Source organism: Neolewinella agarilytica (genome assembly GCF_900110645.1).
GTDB lineage: Bacteria > Bacteroidota > Bacteroidia > Chitinophagales > Saprospiraceae > Neolewinella > Neolewinella agarilytica.
This window is the reverse complement of record NZ_FOFB01000007.1, coordinates 20,942-42,027: the sequence shown is the minus strand read 5'-3', so window position 1 is coordinate 42,027 and position 21,086 is coordinate 20,942. Positions and strand designations below refer to the sequence as shown.

Here is a 21,086-nt window from a genome sequence, read left to right as displayed (position 1 = left end):
GTAAATATAATGGTTTGACGGCTGATTTGGTGTAAGGTCAACCGGCTTAAGGATTATTTAAGGGGCAGGGTGCAGGTCGCAAGTTGCAGGGTGCAGGGTGCAAGTTGCAGGGTGCAAGTTGCAAGTTGCAGGTTGTAAGTTATGGGGAGGGTGCAACCTGCAACCTGCAACCTGGAACCTGCACCCTGCAACCTGGAACCTGCAACCTGCACCCTGCACTTACTCCAACGTCCACCTGACCCCCGCAAAGGCACGGGCGCCAAAGATGGGTTGGTACACCTGGCTGGCGTCGAAGTAGGCTCCGTCGAAGGGCTCCCAGGCACCGATGATGGCGTTCGCCTGGCGAACGTTGGTCAGGTTCTCACCGCCGACGTAGAATTCCGTTTTAGCGTTGGCAACATACGTTAGCTGTGCGCTCATCATTCCGAAGGAAGGGGAGCGCTGTGGGTGGGGAAGGAAAATTTCCTCGGGGATGTCATCAAAGTCAATGAGCCGTTGCTCACCCACCCACTGGTAGTTCAGGTGGGCTTTGATCCGTTTGCCATCATAGCCAATGGTGGCCAGGGCCCGGTGCTTTGGGGTTAATGGAACTTCCCGCAGGCCGTTGGTGGCGTAGGTCTGTTGTACGTCGTTGTATTTGTAGGCCAGCTTGATGTCAATCAGTGGCAGCAACTCGTAGTTCATACTCACCATGTAGCTGTTGGCGAAACTTTCTCCGTCAAGTTGATACAGGCGCAGTGTGCCGAGGTCTTGCTCTGCGTCAATGATGATCTGGTTCTGAAAGTTAGTGCGGAAGGCATCGAAGATCAGCTGTCCTTCCCGACCGGCCAGCAGAAAATCCTGCGTATAGTTGATACCAAAGTTCCAGGCAGATTCCAGACCGATGAAGCCCGGATTATCAGAAACAGGGGCATCGTCAACTACGGGCAGGACAATCGTACGGCTGCTGGGTAGCCAGTTCAGGTTGTCGACCAGAATGTTCGGCGAGCGCCAACCCCGGCCTGCACTCAGGCGAAGGGCAGATCGGTCACTGGGGTTATACTTCACGTTCAGGCGTGGGCTCACCTGTGTACCGCCCAGGTTGTGCCGGTCTACCCGTAGCCCGACAATGGCCGTCAGTGCTCGGAAGCTGGCTCCTTCGCGACTCTCTTCCCAACGGAAAGTATATTCGCCGGTAGCCCCAATGGTGTTCTCAGAGCGGCTGAAGTCGCTGCCTTCCAGGCTTTCTTCAAAGTCGTCCATCCGGGCGGTGGCTCCCAGGGCAATCAAGTGATTGTCATTAAGGATCCGGGTATGGTAAAGCGCATTCAGATATCCGGAACGCTGTTCGCCCTGATGAATCTTTCGGCCGTAGACGTTGTCGAGTTTATGGTAGCTGCCGGAGTAAATGAGTCCAACTGATTGGTGGGGCTTGTTAAAGCCAAAGTAGCCGGTTTTACCCCAGGCTTCCAGTCGCCGGTTATCCTGCTCAATGATGTAAGGATCCTGCGTCGGCTGTCCGTGATCGTGTACGTTCTGCTGCCCGCCGCTACGTCGGTCTCGGGCGGCGAGGATATTCCACTGGCCCTCCCAGTTGTCGTTCCCTTTTCGGAATAGGCGGAAAAGACCTACCTGCGTACGGCGGTCGGGCATATCCTTAAAGCGATCAAAATCAAAGTCGTGACTGTTTTCAGTAAAGCCTGCGTGTACTGCTCCTCCGGCATAGAGCGTTTCGCTGATCTGTTTATTGGCCAACACGTTTAGTTCTCCCCGTCCCTGGCTGCCGGCAAAGGCATTGACGTAGAGTTTAGGGCCATCGGTAGGCTTCACAAGTTCTGTGTTGATCTCACCGGTCAGACCGGCAGCACCACTTTCGAGGCTGCCGCTTCCCTTCCCGATCTGGATGCTGCTGACCCAGGGCCCAGGGATGAGGTCGAGGGCGAAGGGGCTGGCGAGCCCGTCCAGCATTGGTCGTTTTTCCAGGGTGAGTTGGGTGTAATTTCCTCGCAGACCAAGCATTTGGATCTCCCGCCGGCCGGTAAGCGGATCGCCGTAGGTCAGGTCCACCACCGGGCTGTTTTCAAAGCTCTCTGCCAGGCTGCAGCACGGCGCCTTCCGTAGCTCTTTGGAAGAAACCGTTTCAATGTTGCGGGCATTGAGCAGGCTGGCGGCGCGGCCGCCATCTCGGGCGGTCACTTCTATTTCGCCGAGGTTGCTGCCAGCTTCCTCCATGACGATGGATAAGGGCAATATAAGGGTGTCAAGGAAAAATTCCTGGCTGGCGAACCCAAGGTAAGAGATAGTGAAGCGGTCCTGACCATCCACCGGGGGCAGGTGAAAGGATCCGTCCGTTTCTACCGTGGTGCCTTCACCAGACTGCCACTGCACGGTGGCACCTGCCAGGGGGTAATTGTCAGAATCAAAAACAGTCCCGTGAACGGTATGGTCTTGCTGGGCAAAAAGCAAAAATGGAGATAGCAAAAACAGAAGCACTTGGGCGCCGGAGCGCAGGTGCAGAGGAAGTCTGGAAAACATGGAAATATTTGATTTAGCTGAAGTAATACGAAACACTAAGCCCCGGTGCTGTTCGCCGGAGCAAAAGAGATCGTATCCGCTAAATCAAAAAGGTCTGCTGCGCTACCAGGAGGTCGCGGCCGTAAAGCAGGGGAGGAGGGGTTGGCCCTCGAATCGGAACCGACCGAACGAATCTTGGCAGACGGGGAAGGAAAGTAGCCGTAGCGGGCCAGCCGCTAAGTGAAGCCGGGGTAATGACGAAATGCTCCTGCTCAAAAAGAAAGTCTGCATCCAGCTGCGCTAATAGTACCTCAGAGCTTCCACAGTCATGTAGGTCTTCGGCCGTTGGCAAACCCTCTGTTTCTTCTGGAAGATGACAACAGGCCATCAGGCCATGCTCGTGCTTAACCTCCTGAGCTGAAGCGTGGTGGCATTCATGATCTGCCGCCGTCAGACTCAACCATTGCTCACCCACACAGGCGCAATACACGCGCTGTAACGGTAGCCCCAGGCTTACCAGCAAGAGGTAAGCCGTCAAAAAAGGAGCCAGCCTTTGGATGAAGGGGCGATGAAACATGGTGGTAAAGATAAGTACTCTATTAACGAAATGATTACCAACAAGTTGTTAAAGAGCAAGAGTGAGGTGAAAGAAATTAATGGATAGCTAAATGCTTAAGGGTTAGGACCTGAAGGAAATCTGGCTTGACAATAATTATCTTACCTTTACAGCTACCTAATTCCTTGATTTTCCCTATTCGATTTGATGCTTTAAAGTCTTAAACGGCTCTATGGCTTTCGTTTTCATTTTCTCTGAACAATACTGTATGCGACCTCTCTTAAAAAACTATGTAGCTATTGCTGTATTATTGTGCCTCATCATTCTGCCAGGAGTGATCAGCGCACAGTTCGTAATTACGAATCCAAATGGGAGTCCCGGCACGGTTCCACGTGCAAATGATGCCATTACCTGTACTGATGGAGATCTTCGTACAGCATTTAGGCTCACCGGCTCACCAGGTGGTGTGAATCCTTCGTTTTCGTTATCCTTTCCCGCTGGCGTAAACTACATCGATGGCACGGTTACCGTTGTTAACAGTAACCTCGCCGTAGCTCCTACGATCGGTCCCAACACCGGGACGGTAAATCAACCTACGTTTCAAATTCTTGGAAATTTTGGCGCCGGAGATTTTATCGTCATCAGTCTCGCCCGTATTGCTGATTGTGATGCCGTACCGGGTGGAGGCAAACAGGATGCTGTTACCGTCACACCGGGAACTGGCGGAGCTGTGCTCTCGAACAATTACGATGTGCTGGCTGCTAACCTTTCCGTTACGGCTTCTGCTCCGGTTACTACCTCTGTTGGCAGCACGGAGACGGTTACGGGAGTAATTACCAACGGTGGAAATGGTTGCGTAAGCGAGTTTGAATTTACCGTAATGGATGCCCCCGGGGTAATGACGAATTCCGTGGAAATCGGCGGAATGTCGATTATGCCTACCTCTACTATGGGGAGTTTAAGCGTTTATACGGTTACTTCGGCGTTGATTGGCGGAGATGGTTGTTTTGACGGAGGGGAAAACCTGCCCTTTACCCGGGAGGTAACCATCACTTCCTGCGAGTTAGGTGGCGATGGCTATACGGTACGATATGGTTGCTCCGGAGAGGTTTGTCAGGAGTCCAGCTTCGCTAACCAACAGTTCAACATCGATTTTACGGTGCCCAGGGTACGATACACCCGCGGGGAGGTTACTCAGCCTACGGACCTTTGTCGTGACGTAATCGTTGAGCATACCTTTACGAACAATGGCACAGGTGCTGCCTTTGATCTCGTCTATCTGGCGGGCTTTGGCGCTTCCGGACTGAACGTTAACGGCACCACCGGGGGTACACGCAAAATGCCGGTAACCGGCATAGAAATCGATGGTACGTCCGTTCCCTTTGTATTCGGCGGGCCTAATGCCGGGCTTTACGTTGACTTTAGTGCCATAAGCATGGACCCCGATGCCGGAGGGCTTGAAGATCTGGATATGGACGGACAGTTTGATGACCTCCCGGCGGGTGCTTCTTTTACCATCACCCTGATCCATACCGTGACTCCGGAAACAAGTTGCCCGGCCAACCGGTCTACGGGTAGTTATAAGGTCGCGCTGGATTACCTTGATCAATGTGACGAAAACATCGCTCGCTTTGTACAAAATGCAGATGGTAGCCTCACGGATTTTACCGAAGATAGCGTGGGCTCTCTTATTGGCCCCGCAGATATTAATGACCTGGAGACCATCGAAATCGAAGTTTGTGGTGCGCAAAGATTTGGCGGCACTTTTGTTAGTTGCCCAACCAATGAACTAAGCCTGGTGGGTAACCTGCCTCCGGGGTTCTCCCTTAATTTCGCGGAGATCAACGGTGTGGAGACTTCTGATGTGGAGTTCAGAAATGATAGTGTTTTTGTCACCTCCGATTTCGTCTCCGCCCGGGAATTCTGTTATAACCTCAATCTTACGTTCAGTTGTGATGTGTGGCGGGCAGCCCCTGACCGCGACCTGGATTTTGATTTCTTTCTTGAATACGAATGTGATGCCGCAGCGCCCTGTGGCGCTACCCGCGAAGTCTTCAGCTGCCCGATCTATACCCCCAATATTCACTGTGGAGATTGCGAAGTTGGTGGTCTGACTACTCAAAGTACACTAGCTGTGCGTAGTACAACGGGATTCGAAAACCCGCTGACCTGCGAAGACTATGCAGACCCCGCCACTCTGACGGCCTTACAGCTCAAACGGGCAATGCCCTGTGATACCGTTTGTATCCAGGCTATCGGTGTGCAAATCAATGGTACGTCCGGGCCAACCTGGGATAATGCTTTCTTTCATTTGGAATATGATCCTATTGCCGGAAGTGCTGCGAATACCCTCACCTACGCCGGTGGCACCGTCGAAGTTGTCGAAGCTGCAACCGGAACCGTCACGGAATGTCCTTTGCCAGCTCCTCAGGAGATAAATATTAATAATTCCGGAGCCAGCAATGACCTGCACATCATGGATTTTGATATGACTGCTTGTCTCGCAGCTCTGCCCGATAACCTGCTGCGTCCGGGGGATGAGATGAACGTCAACCTGAAGGTGGTTATAGAAAAAAGCAGTACGCTGGATAATGACGTACCTACCCAGCTGGAAGGCCTGAGTCTGTTTCATTATAACCTGGTTGACACTACCTCACCGCCGGATATGGTGCTGGATACCGTTACCTGTGATAAGTATGCACTGGAGCTCTATCTGCATGAAGGCGTCAACGGCGGCGGCGGCGGACTCACTAATCGTCAGGTCCAGGGCTGTGATTTCTATTCCGGTTTTAAAACCTTCCCTTTTTCCGGGTCTCAGGACTGGTACCCCGGAGAGATTCGCCCTAACCGGAAGCTGGACTCCATCGTGATTGCCTTCACTTCCCGGGATGTTCTGGACTTTAGCTCCGTAGAGCTACGGGCAGAGGGTAACCCCGCTGATGGATACGGTACCCAAACTTACATCTCTTTCCCCCTGGGAACTCCGGATCGAATCGCTGAAGGCACCGCCGAACGGCGCTATATCTGGGTAAACGATGGCACCTGGCCACTTGGGGACATGAACGGCCGCTTTAATTCACAGGGTGGGTATAGCCTTCTGGCAGACTTCTTCCCCAGCTGCGAAAGTATTGACGGAACACTTTCCATGGGCTTTTACGCGCAGCAGTACGGTTACTCTCATGATCCGGACTGCTACGAACCCATCAATAACATCGGTACCGTTCGGGTAGACCATAACCTGCCTTCCACCACCATCGAAAACCGAACCGGCACCGTTGAAGCCAGCAATGATACCGTTCGTTGGGAAGTTCAAATACAAAACGTTGTTAACGTCAACGGAGGCTTTGTTTTCCTCGGCTTCGAAGATGTTGCCACGGACAACATCGACGTTATCGGCTTACGGGATATTGCTGCGGATACCATCATCCCTCTTCTGCCCTATGTTGATGGCGACTGGGCAGTGGTTAATCCCGCCTTTCCTGAGGAGTCCGCTTTAGATTATGAAGTAATCGCTGTTTTGACCGGCTGTGAACCCGATGCTGTGCGAACCATAACGGGCTTTGCCTGTGATGGCCCGCCCGATGACCCAACGGACTATCCCTGTGATTTTGAGGAAGTACTGCTGGATGTAGTCCCCCTGTTGTCCCGCGTACAAATCCAGTTAAACCAGGCCAGTGGGCCCTATAACCTCTGTACGGTAATCCGGGATACAGTAGTCGTAACCAGTGCAGAAAGAGCCTTCATCGATAACCCCCTACTGTGCATACCCTTGCCGCAAGGGCTAACGGAAGACGACGCTATTGTGGAGGCTGTTTACCCCAGACTAACGGGAGTAATGGAGCCACTGAGCATCACCGTTTCTAATGACACACTTTATGTTGATCTTAGCGAGCACACTGGAATCGGAGAGGCCGGTATACCCGGAACGGACGATGCTCTCTCTCAGGAAGAACGCGAAGTTTCTGTACAGTTAACCTGGCTGACGGACTGTGATTTCCGTGGAGGAAGTACCTACACGCCAGCAATTTTCGCTGATCGACCCTGTGGTGACCCGGCCATTGGCAACGGAGCGAATACCACCTCCGACGGAATCAACATCAATGGCGCGCTGCCGTCTTCCGTAACGGCCTTCTCTCCGGATATTACCCCGGACATCATTCAAGGGTGTGAGGATGTGATGATTTCCATCCAGACATCTATTACCCTTGGGCAGACAGCCGACCGGGATTCGCTGCAGATTGCGCTGCCTCAGGGACTCAAATATGAGAGTGGAAGTTATAATTGTACCGCTGCAAATGCGGCCAATCAGGCAGATTGCCCGGCATTTATCCGCGTAGACGTCGCAGCAAATGGCGCTGAAACCCTCGTCTTCAGTATCCCGCCTGATATTGATGCACCAGTAACGTTCATGATCGACCTGGACGCTATGGCTATTGCCGGGGGGATTTGTAATGACGAAGGTGTTGTTAACCTGACAACGACCAGCTCTAATGATGGTATCCTTTGTGCGACGGACCCCGACGGTGTCTGTGACAACTTTACCATTATTACGGGGCAGGCAACGGATACTATCCGTTTCCTGAAACCGGTAGTGAGCCTGACGGAATTTATGGCTTGTACGGAAAACGGAGAATACCGCATTGACGGACTGATCACGGTTGACACCCTGCCGATTAACGCTGGTGAGACGGTTACTTTTGAGTTTTTCTGTCCGGAGGAGCCCAATACGGTCGTTGGAACGCTTATCGTGGACGGCCCCATTGCACAAGCAACCCCAACCGCTATTTCTGCCATGATACCCGCCAGCTGCGCAGGGCAGGAGCTGACTGCACGGGTAACCGCTATCGGAGACAACTGTGTCTGTGAAACCGTAGAGACCACCTTCGATATTCGGGAAGAAGTCTTCGTCGATGCCGGAACCGATGGTTCTGTCTGTGGAAATAAAATTTTCGACCTGGCCGTGACCGGGGCATTTATCACCGGAGGAGTAACCGAAGGGATGTGGACAACGGCCGGAGACGGGCAGTTCCTCAACGATCTCGGCGCGCTGGCAACTTTGTTCTCGGAGGTGGCTGGCTATGACCCCGGCCCAACTGACAGAACCAGTGGCAGCGTAACCCTGACGCTAACCTCTGATCAACCCGGCATGTGTATGCCCGTATCGGATGAGATGATCCTTACGGTTCTCAATGTAGATTGCGGCAGCTTGTTCTGGGACGGATCGGATGACTAACTGATCTGCTTCCAAATTCAGAGGTTAACCGGGCGCTGGCCGCAGGTGCAAAGTGAAGAGTAAGAGAGCAATGGTGGCTACAGCCGCATTGCTCTCTTACCATTTTATGGCATCTGCGGCCAGCGCCATAACTGTCAGCACCGGAAAGCTCCTGTCACTGTGCTGTTCCTGGGGTATACACACGCTCGTCTGTCCTCCCCGTCAGTCTCCCTCTAAAACCTTATTTTTGTCTGCCTTCCCTCCGTTGCTTTAGCGGAGCTAACCAATCCAACCCAAATGAAACAGTTTCTTTTTTGCCTGCTCGTATTCTCCTGCCTGTTCTCCTGCCAGGAAGACCCATCCACCCCGACGGCCTCCGCGCCGCTTTCCTACCCGGAAACCAAAAAAGTAGATACCGTAACCAATTACTTCGGTACGGAAGTCACGGACGCCTACCGCTGGCTCGAGGACGATATGAGCGAAGAAACCGGCGAATGGGTCAAGCAGCAAAACAAGGTCACTTTTGGCTACCTCGAAGACATTCCCTACCGCGACGCCCTGAAAGAGCGGCTGGAAAAACTGTGGAACTACGAAAAAATCAGTGCACCCTTTACCGAGGGAGATTACACTTATTACTCCAAAAATGATGGCCTGCAGAATCAGTCCGTTTACTACCGGGTAATGGATGACGGCGAGGATGAGGTCTTTCTTGATCCGAATAAGTTCAGTGAAGACGGTACCATTTCACTCGGCGGCATGAGCTTCTCCAAAAGTGGTGATATCGTTGCCTATGCCATCTCCGAAGGTGGCAGTGACTGGCGCAAGATCATCATCATGGACGCCAAAACGATGGAAATCACCGAGGACACCCTGAAGGACATCAAGTTCAGCGGCATGTCCTGGAAAGGAGACGAGGGCTTCTACTACTCCAGCTACGATAAGCCGAAGGGCAGCGAGTTGTCCGCGAAGACGGACCAGCACAAGGTATATTTCCACAAACTGGGTACGGCCCAGAGCACCGATGAACTGGTGTTCGGTGGTACCGCTGCCGAAAAGCATCGTTACGTTGGTGCCTCCGTAACCGAAGACGATAATTACCTGCTTATCTCCGCCAGCGTATCAACTTCCGGAAATAAGCTGTTTATCAAGGACCTGACGAAGCCCGGCAGCCCGATGAAAACCATCCTTGACCATACGGACAGTGACACCTACGTACTGGACAATGATGGCTCTAAACTCTTCCTGGTCACTAACCTTGATGCGCCGAACCAGAAGATCGTCACCGTTGATGCCAGCAAGCCTGCGCCCGCTAACTGGACGGACCTCATTCCCGAGCGGGAATACGTGTTGAGCCCCCGGACGGGCTCCGGCTACATCTTCGCTTCCTACATGGTGGACGCTATCTCGGAAGTGAAGCAGTATGACTACGAGGGTAAGTTGGTCCGGGAGGTTGACCTGCCCGGCGTAGGCTCCATCCGGGGCTTTGGCGCCAAGGCCGATGCCGAAACCATCTATTACAGTTTCACGAACTATAAGACCCCGGGTTCTATCTATTCTTATGATGCGGAGAGCGGTGCTTCCTCTCTTTACCGGGAGCCCGCGATTGACTTCGATCCGGATAATTATGAAAGCGAGCAGGTCTTCTACACCTCCAAAGATGGTACAAAAGTGCCGATGATCATCACCTACAAAAAGGGTATGGAGCGCAACGGTAAGAACCCAACTATCCTCTATGGTTATGGTGGCTTCAATATCAGCCTGACGCCTTCTTTCAGCATCACCAACGCCGTATGGATGGAACAGGGAGGTATCTATGCCGTGCCAAACCTTCGTGGCGGCGGAGAGTATGGTAAAGCCTGGCACGACGCCGGCACCCAGCTGAAGAAGCAGAACGTATTTGATGACTTCATCGCTGCGGCGGAGTACCTGATTTCGGAGAACTACACTTCATCAGACTACCTGGCCGTACGAGGAGGCTCCAACGGTGGCCTGCTCGTAGGCGCCACGATGACCCAGCGCCCGGATCTGATGAAGGTCGCCCTGCCCGCCGTAGGCGTGCTGGATATGCTTCGCTACCACACCTTCACGGCTGGCGCCGGTTGGGCCTATGACTACGGTACGGCTGAAGACAGCAAGGAAATGTTTGAGTACCTCAAAGGCTATTCTCCCGTCCACAATGTCAAGCCAGGTACGAATTATCCGGCTACGATGGTTACTACCGGCGACCACGATGACCGCGTGGTGCCCGCCCACAGCTTCAAGTTTGCTGCTGAGCTACAGGACAAGCAGGCGGGGGATAATCCCGTCATCATTCGCATCGAGACGGATGCGGGCCACGGTGCCGGAACGCCCGTCAGCAAGCGAATCGAGCAGGCCGCGGATATGTATGGCTTTACGCTCTATAATATGGGCTTCCGGGAGTTGCCGGAGAAGCTGAAAGGGTAGTGGTGCGATAAAAGGATATCTTGTAGGTGAACTTATACCCAGTTGCTTAGGTATAAACATAAATATGAGAACCTATGGGACACTACATTATCGCGACTATATCAATCATTACCCTTCTGTCTTCCTGTGGAGCGGACAAGCAGGTGGAGGACGTGCAGAGCTGTGATTCCTCTTTACTTTCAGAACCCTCCACGGTACCGGAAATTGTGGAGTTACGTAACAGCATGCTCGAATTCAGAGCATCCTTGTCCGAAGACATTTTATCGGAAGGGACAACTTGCTTAGAGAGCGAGCGACTTTATCTGTGGCACAACACGCCGGCGAACGCCCGGGGAGAGCGGGATGGTATAACCTTTGGCGATTTAGACGCTGAGCAGCTGGGGAAATTCAGGTCCCTGATGCAGTTGTTCTTAAGCGCGGATGGCTACAAAAAAGTGAACGATATTACGGTATTGTCGGAAGGCTGGTTAAACAACGTCAAGAGTGATATATGGAATACCGACTTTTACTCGATTGATATGTTCGGGACGCCGGAATCAGCGGGCTCCTGGGGTGTTCAACTGGATGGGCATCATTGTGTCGTCAATTTCCTGGTAGACGGGGATAATGTCTCTATTGTTCCTGCTTTTCTTGGAGGAGAACCTGCTAAAGGGGAGTATAAGGGAGAGGCATTCGACATTTTCCGGGACGAAAGAGACATGGCCCTCACTTTGTACAACTCCCTGAACCCGGATGAAGTAGCTGCTGCCGTTACTACATCTTCTACCCGTGCACTTCAGGTTGGGCCAGCGGAAAGAAACGGGAACCCTGACCCTTACATCGGGGCGTATGATTATTCTCCTTTCGAGAAAGGCCTGAAGTATGCGGATATGTCAGAAGAAGCGAAGAGTTATCTCATGCTGCTGATGAAAGAGTATGTGTATAACCTGAACCAAAACTTTGCGGATAGCTGGTGGAACGATATTGACGAGCATATTGACGAGACCTACTTCGTTTGGATTGATAACGTAGATAAGCCTACTTTGACGTCGCAGTTTTATTACCGTATTTATAACAAATACTTATGGGTAGAATTTAATACGGAAGACGTAACGGGAGCTAATCAAAACAATATGGAAGATTGGAACCACATCCATTCCATTACCCGAATACCTAATAATCCATCTACAGGAAATGGTGGTGACTATGGGAAATTCGCCGCACTGCAATTAAATAAGGGCATACAAACGATGTATGATCACTACAGCATGGCCGCTCATCATGCCTCCAATAAGTTGAAACTGGATTACGTGACTGTTGGGAATGATCATTACCATAGCGCGCACGGTCATACTCATTGATGATACCCGGAGGAAGTGGGTGGGGGGATTACTTCAACAGGTAACAACGCCCTCCCGCCAGTTTTCTCAGGGCTAAGTTTTTCTCAGTGATAGAGACTAATTCCTGCTCGCTGCCATCCGTAGCAAAGAGCAGATCCGCCGATTGGTAAGGAGTGCCAGCTAACGAGATGGATTTTTCAACGGGTTTTGGCGAAAAGCTGACGACGAACAAATAAGCCCCCTCCCCATCGGAGGCAGGGCGGAGCCAAGCTAAAACCTTGCTCCTTTGGCCTTCCTTGGCACCTGCGTCCGCGCCCTCTGCAACCTTCAATATCTGCGTCTCTCCCAAATGCGCCATAATCCCCGCCGCAAAACGATTCAGTTCCGTTAAGCCGGCAAACAGACTGAGGTTGCCCCCCCACTGAAATGGACCGGAAACCGCCTTGTCTCCGCGTGTTTCCTGAAAGACATAGAGTTTGGAATAGACTTCGTTGGCTGCACGTTCAAAGTGACGATCTCTCTGCTCGAAGCCAAGACTGTAATACATTGGTAGTTTACCCAGGAAGAGGCCGGTAAAGAGCCGTGACAGCTCTCCGTAGTGGTGGAAATGGTCGAAACGGGGGTCATCCTTATCACCGGTAATGACCGTCCATGCGGGCGTTACGGTGGAGTGATTGGCTACCCCGAGGTAGTGATTGATCATTTCCCAGAATTCTGGTGTGTCGGGAACGGTAGACTGCAGATTCCCAAGCGTAACCTCGGCCTCGCTGCGTTCCAGGTGTTCTACTTCATCGCCGTAAGCCATGTAGTCCGGCTCGGTGAGGAAACTCTCGGCGAAGTAGGCAAAATGAGGGGCCTGCTCCGCAATTTTAAGCTTTACCGCGCGCAGCGGGTCATAGTACTCATCGGCCACGGCTGGCACCCCGTCGGGGCGCATCTGCACGTGGCTCATATCGCCACGCATGAAGTCGAAGTTGTAGCGGGTCTGTTGTTCGGCGTAGTGTTTGGTCAGGTAGTCCCAGACGAAGGTTCGGGGTCGGTCAAAGTCGATGGCCCAATCTTTATTGTCGTCCTTTCTGCCATAGAGTTTGTAGCGGGTAAGGGGCCCGAAGGCACGGCTCATCTCCGTTGGTTGGGTGATTCTGTAGTCGCGCCAGACCCGGCCAGCATCGTCGATCGTCATGGCTTCCGGGTTGGGGTCTACTTCCAGGCCACGGTAGGGTGGGGCCATAGTAGCGGGCGCGGGCTCCAGCCCGCGGTGGTAAAGCCAGTCGACGAGGTCGACCCGCCGTCCTTGCCGGCCGCCGTAATCGTCCGGATGGCCGAAGAGTAGCTTCAGGCGGTTCGCTTCGCTGAGTTCCCAAAACCCACCCACCATGGCATAAGCCGGTAAGGCCGGCCCACGTTGCCTTAACCACTCGATGATGGCTCCCTGTGCTTCCTCGTGCAGATAATCCCGGTGACTGATAATGGATAAGTCCCAGCGCCGTATCCACTCAAAATGAGACGGATTGGCCAGCACCATTTCGCTGTATCGGTCGGTGTGGGGGATGACGTCCATACCGACTACCTTACCCATAGCGTGGAGCAGGTTTATGACGACAGCGAGTTGATCTTCGATGCGAGCTAACTGCGGATAGAGCTCGGCAGCTTCCTGACTGTAAAACTCCGGATTGAGCTGCCAGCTGGCCATGCCGTAGAGGCTGCCCACAACGCCCGGCTCCCAGATCGGAAGCAGGTGAATGCCCCGAATGTGATCGGGTAGGGTAGTAGCGTATTTAACCACTTCCCAGAAGCTACCAATAGTGCGGACATTGACGCCGACGGTGTGGCAGGTTTTTAACCAGTTGCCGTTGGTCTCGCCCGCCATGGGGGACGGGACGCGGTTTTCGGGGTCCAGACAGGCGGAGAAGGCGTCTTCTCCCAAACGTTGTGTGAGTAGCCTACTCACTTCCGTTGCGGGCAGCTTAACGGCTACCTCCGGTGCCAGGCCCACTACCCAGCCAGTAGTTCCATTGGCATAGTCCGTCATGCGCTGTTGCCGGTGTTGCAGCCAGAAAGATTCGTAAGAGGTTGGAAGCATGGGAGGGAAGGTAGGCAAAACGCCTGATTTGAGCGGACATCCGATACTTCCATCATTTTCTCTCATCCAATTATGCATTCCCCTTTATCCCTTCGTCCCTAGGAAAAAACCTGCTTTATGAAATTCGCTCTTTCTACTACTTTTTCTTTGCTGTTGCTGTTGTGGGCAGTTCCATCTTTTGCTCAAACCAACGTTGAAGGAAGTTACCCCGTTGATTATATCAGCGACATTAATGACATTCACATCGACGATTCCGGCCTCGGTTACCTCGGCGGCACTTGCGGGGTACTCCGCAAAACAACGGATAACGGTGCCACCTGGACGGTGGAAGATTCCCCAACGGACAACGACATCATCTCTCTGGCCTGCCCGCCCGGCGGCTGCGGAACCCGGCTTTTGGCTACAGATGATCAATTGTTCCGGCTGGCCAGAAACCGGTGGACGGAAGTAACCTACGCCAACTACAATGATGGCGGTGAGTTGCACTGGTTAACGGACGACCTGGTGATCCACGAGGCAGGAAGTGCAGGCTTTTACCGGTCAACAGATGGCGGTATTAATTGGACCGAAGGGCAATTCGGGGCCAATAAGGATAGTAATATCTCTTTCCCGACCAGCCAGACGGGGTATCTCGTAGCTGATGAAAAAGTGCTGAAAACGACCGACGGCGGCGCTTCTTTTACGGCGACGGGCTACACTCACCCCGTCCGGGTTTTCCATATTAACTTCTTAAATGAGAACGACGGTTGGCTTTGGGGCACGGATGACTTATTCTACCGAACCAGCGACGGAGGGGTAAGCTGGACACAACTTAATGCCGAAGTACAGCTGACTTCCCTCAGGTGGTTTACCCCGCTTTCGGCTACCCGCCTGGTGGCTAACCAAGGGATCACTTTAGCAGAGAGTAACGACGGTGGCGTTACCTGGACCCGTGGGCAGTATGATATCCAGAACGTCCGTAGTGTCGGGAGAAAATACCATCGTTCGGGAGATTCCTTTTTTCTACCCGGAGACCAAAACCAATTACTGTACTCAGCCAGTAATTTCATGGACTTCATTCGCCTTGATGATTATGAGCGTTCGGGAGACTACATCGGAATCGCTTTCAGCGATGCTCAAACAGGTTACGCGATTGCGGGCAACGTACTTTTGAGTACTACTGATGCTGGGGTAAGTTGGACCAAGCAATCAACGGGTACTGTTGCCCGTAATCTGGCCATCATTGACGGGGCGCCAATCATTCTTTTTGATAACAATACCGTGACTACCTCGGACTTCGGCGTGAACTACACAGATTACTTCCCTGTGGGGCTGGTGCCTGAGGGTGAATTCCCCGATGTGGTGGAGTATAAGCCGAACGGAAACATCTACTTCTTCGGACGAAACTACGCCTATGAATCTACCGATAATGGGCAGACCTACACCGCCATTCAGCATAACCAGGATATGTTTGCTACCACCTTATTTTGGTTTGATGATAACAACGGTTATGTACTCGATCGAAACCGGAAGTACGCTTTCACCACTGACGGCGGACAGAGCTGGACACAGGGGCCACAGTTTCCTGGCTTTTCCCCTACTGACATATTTTTCACGTCTGAAGAAGAAGGTTTTGCTCATAATTTTTCGACCCGCTATCTGACGACTGATCGTGGCCAAACCTGGTCGCGTGCAAGCGATAACTTTGGGGGGTACTCCTTTCAGCATCGACAGGGAGATGACAATATCTTCGGTATTCGTGCCGACGGGGCTACGAATACGGTTATTCGCTCCCAGGATAATGGGGGAAACTGGTCTTCATTAACCTCAGGCAATTGCTTCCTCCCCAAGGCCGGGACCATCACCCCCGACGGAAGCTATTTGTTTGTGGCCGGAGCGGGCTTTATCGTACGACACGACATGGAAGAGATTATCTCCAGTACACCCCGCCGTGAGCTGCCAGCAGCATTGGCTTTAAAAGCTTACCCTAACCCAACAAGTGACGTCGTTATTATCGATGTACCGCTTTCCGTTAGCTCTTCTACAATCAGTGTGTACGATGGTAACGGAAGGGAGCTAAAGGAGCAGTCCGTAACTCTTGGCTTTACCCAAACTTCGGTTTCTCTCGACGGCTTACCCCAAGGTATCTACCTGATCCGTTGGGTGGCGGATGACGGTCGTAGTGGCCGGGTACGGGTGGTGAAGAGCGGTAAATAGTCTTGTAGTTCGGTAGTCTGGTAGGCTACCGCACGAGGGAACCAGACGAAGGGCTCCTGCGGCGGCTTAGTTAGCCCTCGTATAAGTGGGCATCCCTCTGGGACTATTTGGCGGAGATGGCTTAATCACCAAGTGATAACGCCTCCAAAATGCGGTAGCCCACCAGACTACAACCTACCCCAACCGTTCCCGCAGCAGTTTATTCGTCTCCTTTGGTTCGGCACTTCCCTTCGAACGCTTCATCACTTCGCCCATGAAAAAGCCAATGAGGCCTTTTTTACCTTTCTGGTAGGCGGCGACCTTGTCGGGGAATTCATCGATTACGGCGTCGACCAGTCCGGAAAGGAAGTCCGCATCGTTGTTCTGGATCAAACCGAGGTCTTCGGCGCGTTGCATGGGCTCACCCGGTGTTTCCAGTAAGGAAGGCAGTAGTTTAGAACTGGCGGCGGCGGCGGCAACGTCACCCGCCAGTACCATCTCCTGAAGTTGTGCCATTTGGTCGGGCGTCAGGGGGAGTTGCTCGGGGCTTAGTCCTTCCTCGTTCAGCCATGGAGCAATGCGGTTGACCCAGAGTTTAGCCAGGTCGGTAACGGAAGGCGATAGCTCTGCATACGCCAGGAAGGTATGGTAGGTGAGCCGGTCTTCGCTGAGTTGGTGAGCGTCGTCCGCGTCGAGACCAAAGTCCTTGATTAGCTGACCGTAAGCCTGCCATGGCAGGACGCCGATCTCCGCACGGATTTCATTGATGAGTACGTCGCTAAGCACTACCGGAGGAAGATCCGGATCGGGGAAATAGCGGTAGTCATGGGCGTCTTCTTTATCGCGCAGCGCGGCTGTTGTTCCGCTGGCGGGGTCGAACTGTCGGGTTTGCTGACGGACGGACTCGCCGTTTTCGAGCAGACCGATCTGTCGCTCCACTTCGTAGCTCACGGCTTGCCGGGCGAACTTCATGGAGTTCATGTTTTTGATCTCGCAGCGGGTGCCAAACTCAGTTTGCCCCTCGGGGCGAACGCTGATGTTCACGTCGCAGCGCAGGCTGCCTTCCTGCATATTGCCGTCACTGACGCCGAGCCAGCGCACGAGCCGGCGCATGCCGTTCATGAAGGCATCCACTTCTTCTGCGGAGCGTAAATCCGGTTCCGTGACAATTTCCAGTAGCGGGGTGCCGGCGCGGTTCAGATCGACCTTTGTGTAGGGTTCTTCGGCAGCGTGGATGCTCTTTCCCGCATCTTCCTCCATGTGGATGTGATGAAGTTGGACCACGCGGAAGGCTTCATCAGGCGCGGCCGCAGGTGCAGTGGAAGGTAAGCGAAGCGGTAGCCCTCCGCCTAAGCAAATTGGATTTTCGTCTTGCGTGATCTGATACCCTTTAGGTAAGTCAGCATAGAAGTAATTTTTCCGGTCAAAGGTGCTTCGCTTATTGATCTTACAACCCAGCGCCAGGCCCAGCTTGACGGCAAAGCGAACCTGCTGTTCGTTCAGCATCGGTAAGGTGCCTGGGTAGCCCAGGCTGATCATACTGATGTTCCGGTTCGGCTCCGAGCCGAACTGGTTGCGGTCAGCACAGAAAGCTTTACTCTCGGTGGCCAGCTGTACGTGGGCTTCCAGCCCGATGACGGTTTCGTAGGTGGTGTTTGCCATAGGGCGAAGATAAGAGGAGGAGGGGTGATTCTCGATTCTCGATTCTCGATTTTTGATTCTTGAGGGAGGTATTTACGATTGGCAGAAGATACTAAGTAGGCAAGCCAGCGGTCATCGGCTGTATCTTTTGCCTGAAGGAGTCGGCAAAAGTTCATCCGATGTCTCGCGGTTAAGAACCGGGACGCTAGTAGGTCCTTTCAGGACGCTACCAGGTCCCTACAGACCGCGGCCAGGTCCTTCGAGCGTCCGGGGCACCCTTTCTCTTTTACCAAAACCTTGCACCTGCGGCTGCGCGCCCCCAATCTGCGTTCATCCGCCCAACCTGCAACCTGCAACTTGCAACCCGCAACCCATACCCGTCTATAAACGTATATAAACGTTTTTATACGTATAAAAAACGACTAACGGATAATACTGTTCCCACCTTGCGGCCATGATTGCTACCCTAACTCCCTCACAAGTTCTACCTTCGCTCCATATGGCTACCAACCCGGAACTCGAGCTCGCTTACGACTACGTCAGTCAGACGAACCGCCACCTCTTCCTCACGGGGAAGGCCGGCACGGGTAAGACTACTTTTCTGCATCGCATCCGGGCAGAAATCCCTAAGCGGATGGCCGTTGTCGCTCCTACCGGGGTAGCGGCCATCAATGCTAAGGGAGTGACCATTCACAGCCTGTTTCAACTACCTTTCGGCGTGCTGACGCCAGAGCGAACGGACCGGGAAATGCGCCAGAAACGCTTCTCCGCCAAAAAGATCGAGTTGCTTAAAAGCCTGGACCTGCTCGTCATTGATGAGATCAGTATGGTGCGGGCGGATGTGCTGGACGGCATTGACGTTGTTCTGCGGCAGGTTCGCCGCCGCGATGAGCCCTTCGGCGGCCTGCAGCTGCTCATGATCGGTGATCTCCACCAGCTACCGCCGGTGGTGAAAGACAGCGACTGGCGCGAACTCAGCCCGCATTATAAAACGGCCTACTTCTTCGGCAGCATCGCTCTGCGTAAAGCCCGCGCCCGCGTGGTACAGCTGAAGCACATCTATCGGCAGTCGGACGAAAAATTCATCGGTTTGCTCAATAAGGTGCGCAACAACAAGATGGACAGCGAGGTCTTCGCTACGCTCAACGAACGCTACGAGGCGGATTTCCGCCCCGACGAGGCTGATGGCTACATCACCCTTAGCTCCCACAATGCTTCCGCCCGGAGTATTAACGAACGAAAACTGCAGGAACTAGCCGGACAAGAATTCAAGTTCACCGCCGAAACGACGGGGACTTTTCCCGAGTCTATGTACCCCAACGAGGAAACCCTCACCTTCAAGGTCGGTGCCCAGGTGATGTTCAATAAAAATGACAGTTACCCGGACCGCCTGTATTACAACGGTAAAATCGGGAAGATCACGGCCATTAAAAAAGACGCCATCACGGTAAGCTGCCCCGGAGAAGATGACATCGTTGTGTACCCGGTTGTTTGGGAAAACCGAAAATTTGAGATGGGTAAATCCCGGGAAGTGGAGGAGAACATCATCGGGACCTATTCCCAACATCCGCTTAAATTGGCCTGGGCGATTACTATTCACAAGAGCCAGGGGTTGACCTTCGATAAGGTGGTTATTGATGCTGCTTCCGCCTTCGCTCACGGTCAGGTGTATGTGGCGCTGAGTCGTTGTAAGACTTTTGAAGGAATTGTCCTCAGCAGCAAAATTCAGGATAGTAGCGTCCGGACGGATGTAGTGGTCAGCGATTACTCCGCCAAAGCGGAGGAAGAGCAACCTTCGGCGGAAGATCTGCGGGCAGACAAACACGCCTATCAGCTTGACTGCCTCAACAATCTATTCACCTTCACCGAGCTGGAGTGGGCGGGCAAGCGAATGCAGAAATCCCTTTTTGAGCACGAGCGTGCCATTCAGGGGGATGCACACGCTAAGTTCCATAAACTGCACGAGGAAGTGAAAGCTAAGGCCATTGAGGTGGGCCATAAATTTTTGCCCTGGCTCAGCATCTACGCTAAAGATCCCACTTTACCGGCTGATCATCCCGAGCTGACGAAGCGGCTCGCGGGCGCAGCGAAATATTTTACGGAATATCTGGGTAATAACCTTCTCCCTACACTCGAAGAGTTTGGCATCATGACCGACAACAAGAGCGTTGCCGGGCAGATTGCTGAGCGGCTGGAAGACCTCCGGCTGCAGACCTTCATCAAGCTCAAAGTCTTTGAGAGTATCCGGGAGGGCTTTGAGCCGGATCGCTTCATCCGTGCCCGCGCGGATGCGGACGCGGCGTACACGAAACGGGCGGCCAAAGCCGCCCCCACCAAAACCGTACAGATTGAAGACCTGACGCATCCGGTACTATTCGGGAGCCTGGTCGACTGGCGAAACGCCACCGCCCGGGAGATCGAAAAACCGGCATACATCGTTGCCACAAACGCCGTCCTGATTGGTATCTCCGAGGCGCTGCCAACCAGTAAGATGTCTCTTCAGCGCATTAAAGGGGTAGGGCAAAAAACGGTAGCTGCTTATGGCGAAGTCATCCTTGAAATGGTGGACGATTACCTGGATGGAAAAGAGATCGTAACCGATTTGTTTCAGGTGATCGCAGGGCCGAAGAAGCCCGCTGCCGGCAAACGCTCCAATACTAAGCAGGAAACGCTCGATCTTTACCTGGGAGGTAAGTCCATTGCTGAAGTCGCCAAAATCCGCCAGCTTACCACCGGCACGATTACCACCCATCTGGCGCACTTCGTTAAGAGCGGAGACTTGCCCGTTACCGACCTGATCAAGCAGGAAAAAATCGATGCCATGGCACCTTTCTTCCGCAAAGACCCGGAGGCATTGCTAAGTGATGGTTACAAGCACTTCAACGAAAAATTTACCTACGAGGAGCTCCGCCTGGGGCGGACGGCGGCGGCGCTGGAGGAAGAGTGAGTCGACAATCGCAGACGCTCGAAGGGCCCTCCGGACGCTTCGAGGTCAGCCAGGAAATTTTCAAGTACTTCGAAGCTTCCGGACCTAGTAAAGTGTAAACTAAGTTGAGATAGGTTTTTGCGCCGGGATTTTGTTTGCTGGCTAAAAGGAAAATCAGGTGCATAGCCATAGCTACGGACCTGTTTTTTTTGTATTAGAACCAATTAAAAATAATT

Annotated in this window: 9 protein-coding genes; 5 read left to right on the top strand and 4 right to left on the bottom strand. The window is 53.1% G+C overall.

The window, feature by feature from the left end; translation table 11 throughout:
* Window positions 1-219: 219 nt before the first annotated feature.
* Together BM123_RS07930 and BM123_RS07925 are read right to left on the bottom strand one after the other, a co-directional pair.
* Window positions 220-2,514 carry a TonB-dependent receptor gene (locus tag BM123_RS07930; protein ID WP_090167062.1) on the bottom strand — a complete coding sequence of 765 codons (2,295 nt, stop codon included), beginning with the start codon at window positions 2,512-2,514 and terminating at the stop codon, window positions 220-222.
* Between the two features lie 79 nt (window positions 2,515-2,593).
* On the bottom strand, window positions 2,594-3,070 hold the full coding sequence (locus BM123_RS07925) for a hypothetical protein (protein ID WP_090167060.1): 477 nt from the start codon (window positions 3,068-3,070) through the stop codon (window positions 2,594-2,596).
* Window positions 3,071-3,317: 247 nt separating this feature from the next.
* On the opposite strand from BM123_RS07925, the gene BM123_RS07920 reads away from it, so the two are divergent.
* From BM123_RS07920 to BM123_RS07910, 3 genes are all read left to right on the top strand, one after another.
* Entirely contained in the window at window positions 3,318-8,282 is a 4,965-nt protein-coding gene (locus tag BM123_RS07920; protein ID WP_139211808.1) for a hypothetical protein, read from the top strand.
* A 276-nt stretch (window positions 8,283-8,558) separates the two neighbouring features.
* Entirely contained in the window at window positions 8,559-10,706 is a 2,148-nt protein-coding gene (locus tag BM123_RS07915; RefSeq protein ID WP_090167057.1) for a prolyl oligopeptidase family serine peptidase, read from the top strand.
* Between the two features lie 74 nt (window positions 10,707-10,780).
* A complete protein-coding gene (locus BM123_RS07910; RefSeq protein ID WP_090167055.1) occupies window positions 10,781-12,046 on the top strand; it encodes a DUF3500 domain-containing protein in 1,266 nt (421 codons plus the stop codon).
* Between the two features lie 28 nt (window positions 12,047-12,074).
* On the opposite strand, the gene BM123_RS07905 is transcribed toward BM123_RS07910, so the two are convergent.
* Complete coding sequence (locus tag BM123_RS07905; RefSeq protein ID WP_090167053.1) at window positions 12,075-14,108, bottom strand: hypothetical protein; 2,034 nt, start codon at window positions 14,106-14,108, stop codon at window positions 12,075-12,077.
* Between the two features lie 117 nt (window positions 14,109-14,225).
* On the opposite strand from BM123_RS07905, the gene BM123_RS07900 reads away from it, so the two are divergent.
* Window positions 14,226-16,304: a T9SS type A sorting domain-containing protein gene (locus BM123_RS07900; protein ID WP_090167051.1), complete on the top strand. Its 2,079-nt coding sequence runs from the start codon at window positions 14,226-14,228 to the stop codon at window positions 16,302-16,304.
* 174 nt (window positions 16,305-16,478) lie between these two features.
* Here the strand turns inward: BM123_RS07900 and gatB are convergent, their stop codons facing one another.
* The gene (gene gatB, locus BM123_RS07895) at window positions 16,479-17,945 is read right to left on the bottom strand and encodes an Asp-tRNA(Asn)/Glu-tRNA(Gln) amidotransferase subunit GatB (protein WP_090167049.1); all 1,467 of its coding nucleotides are present in this window, start codon (window positions 17,943-17,945) and stop codon (window positions 16,479-16,481) included.
* Between the two features lie 478 nt (window positions 17,946-18,423).
* Between gatB and BM123_RS07890 the strand changes: the two genes are divergently transcribed.
* Complete coding sequence (locus tag BM123_RS07890) at window positions 18,424-20,871, top strand: helix-turn-helix domain-containing protein (protein WP_090167047.1); 2,448 nt, start codon at window positions 18,424-18,426, stop codon at window positions 20,869-20,871.
* Window positions 20,872-21,086 lie beyond the last annotated feature (215 nt).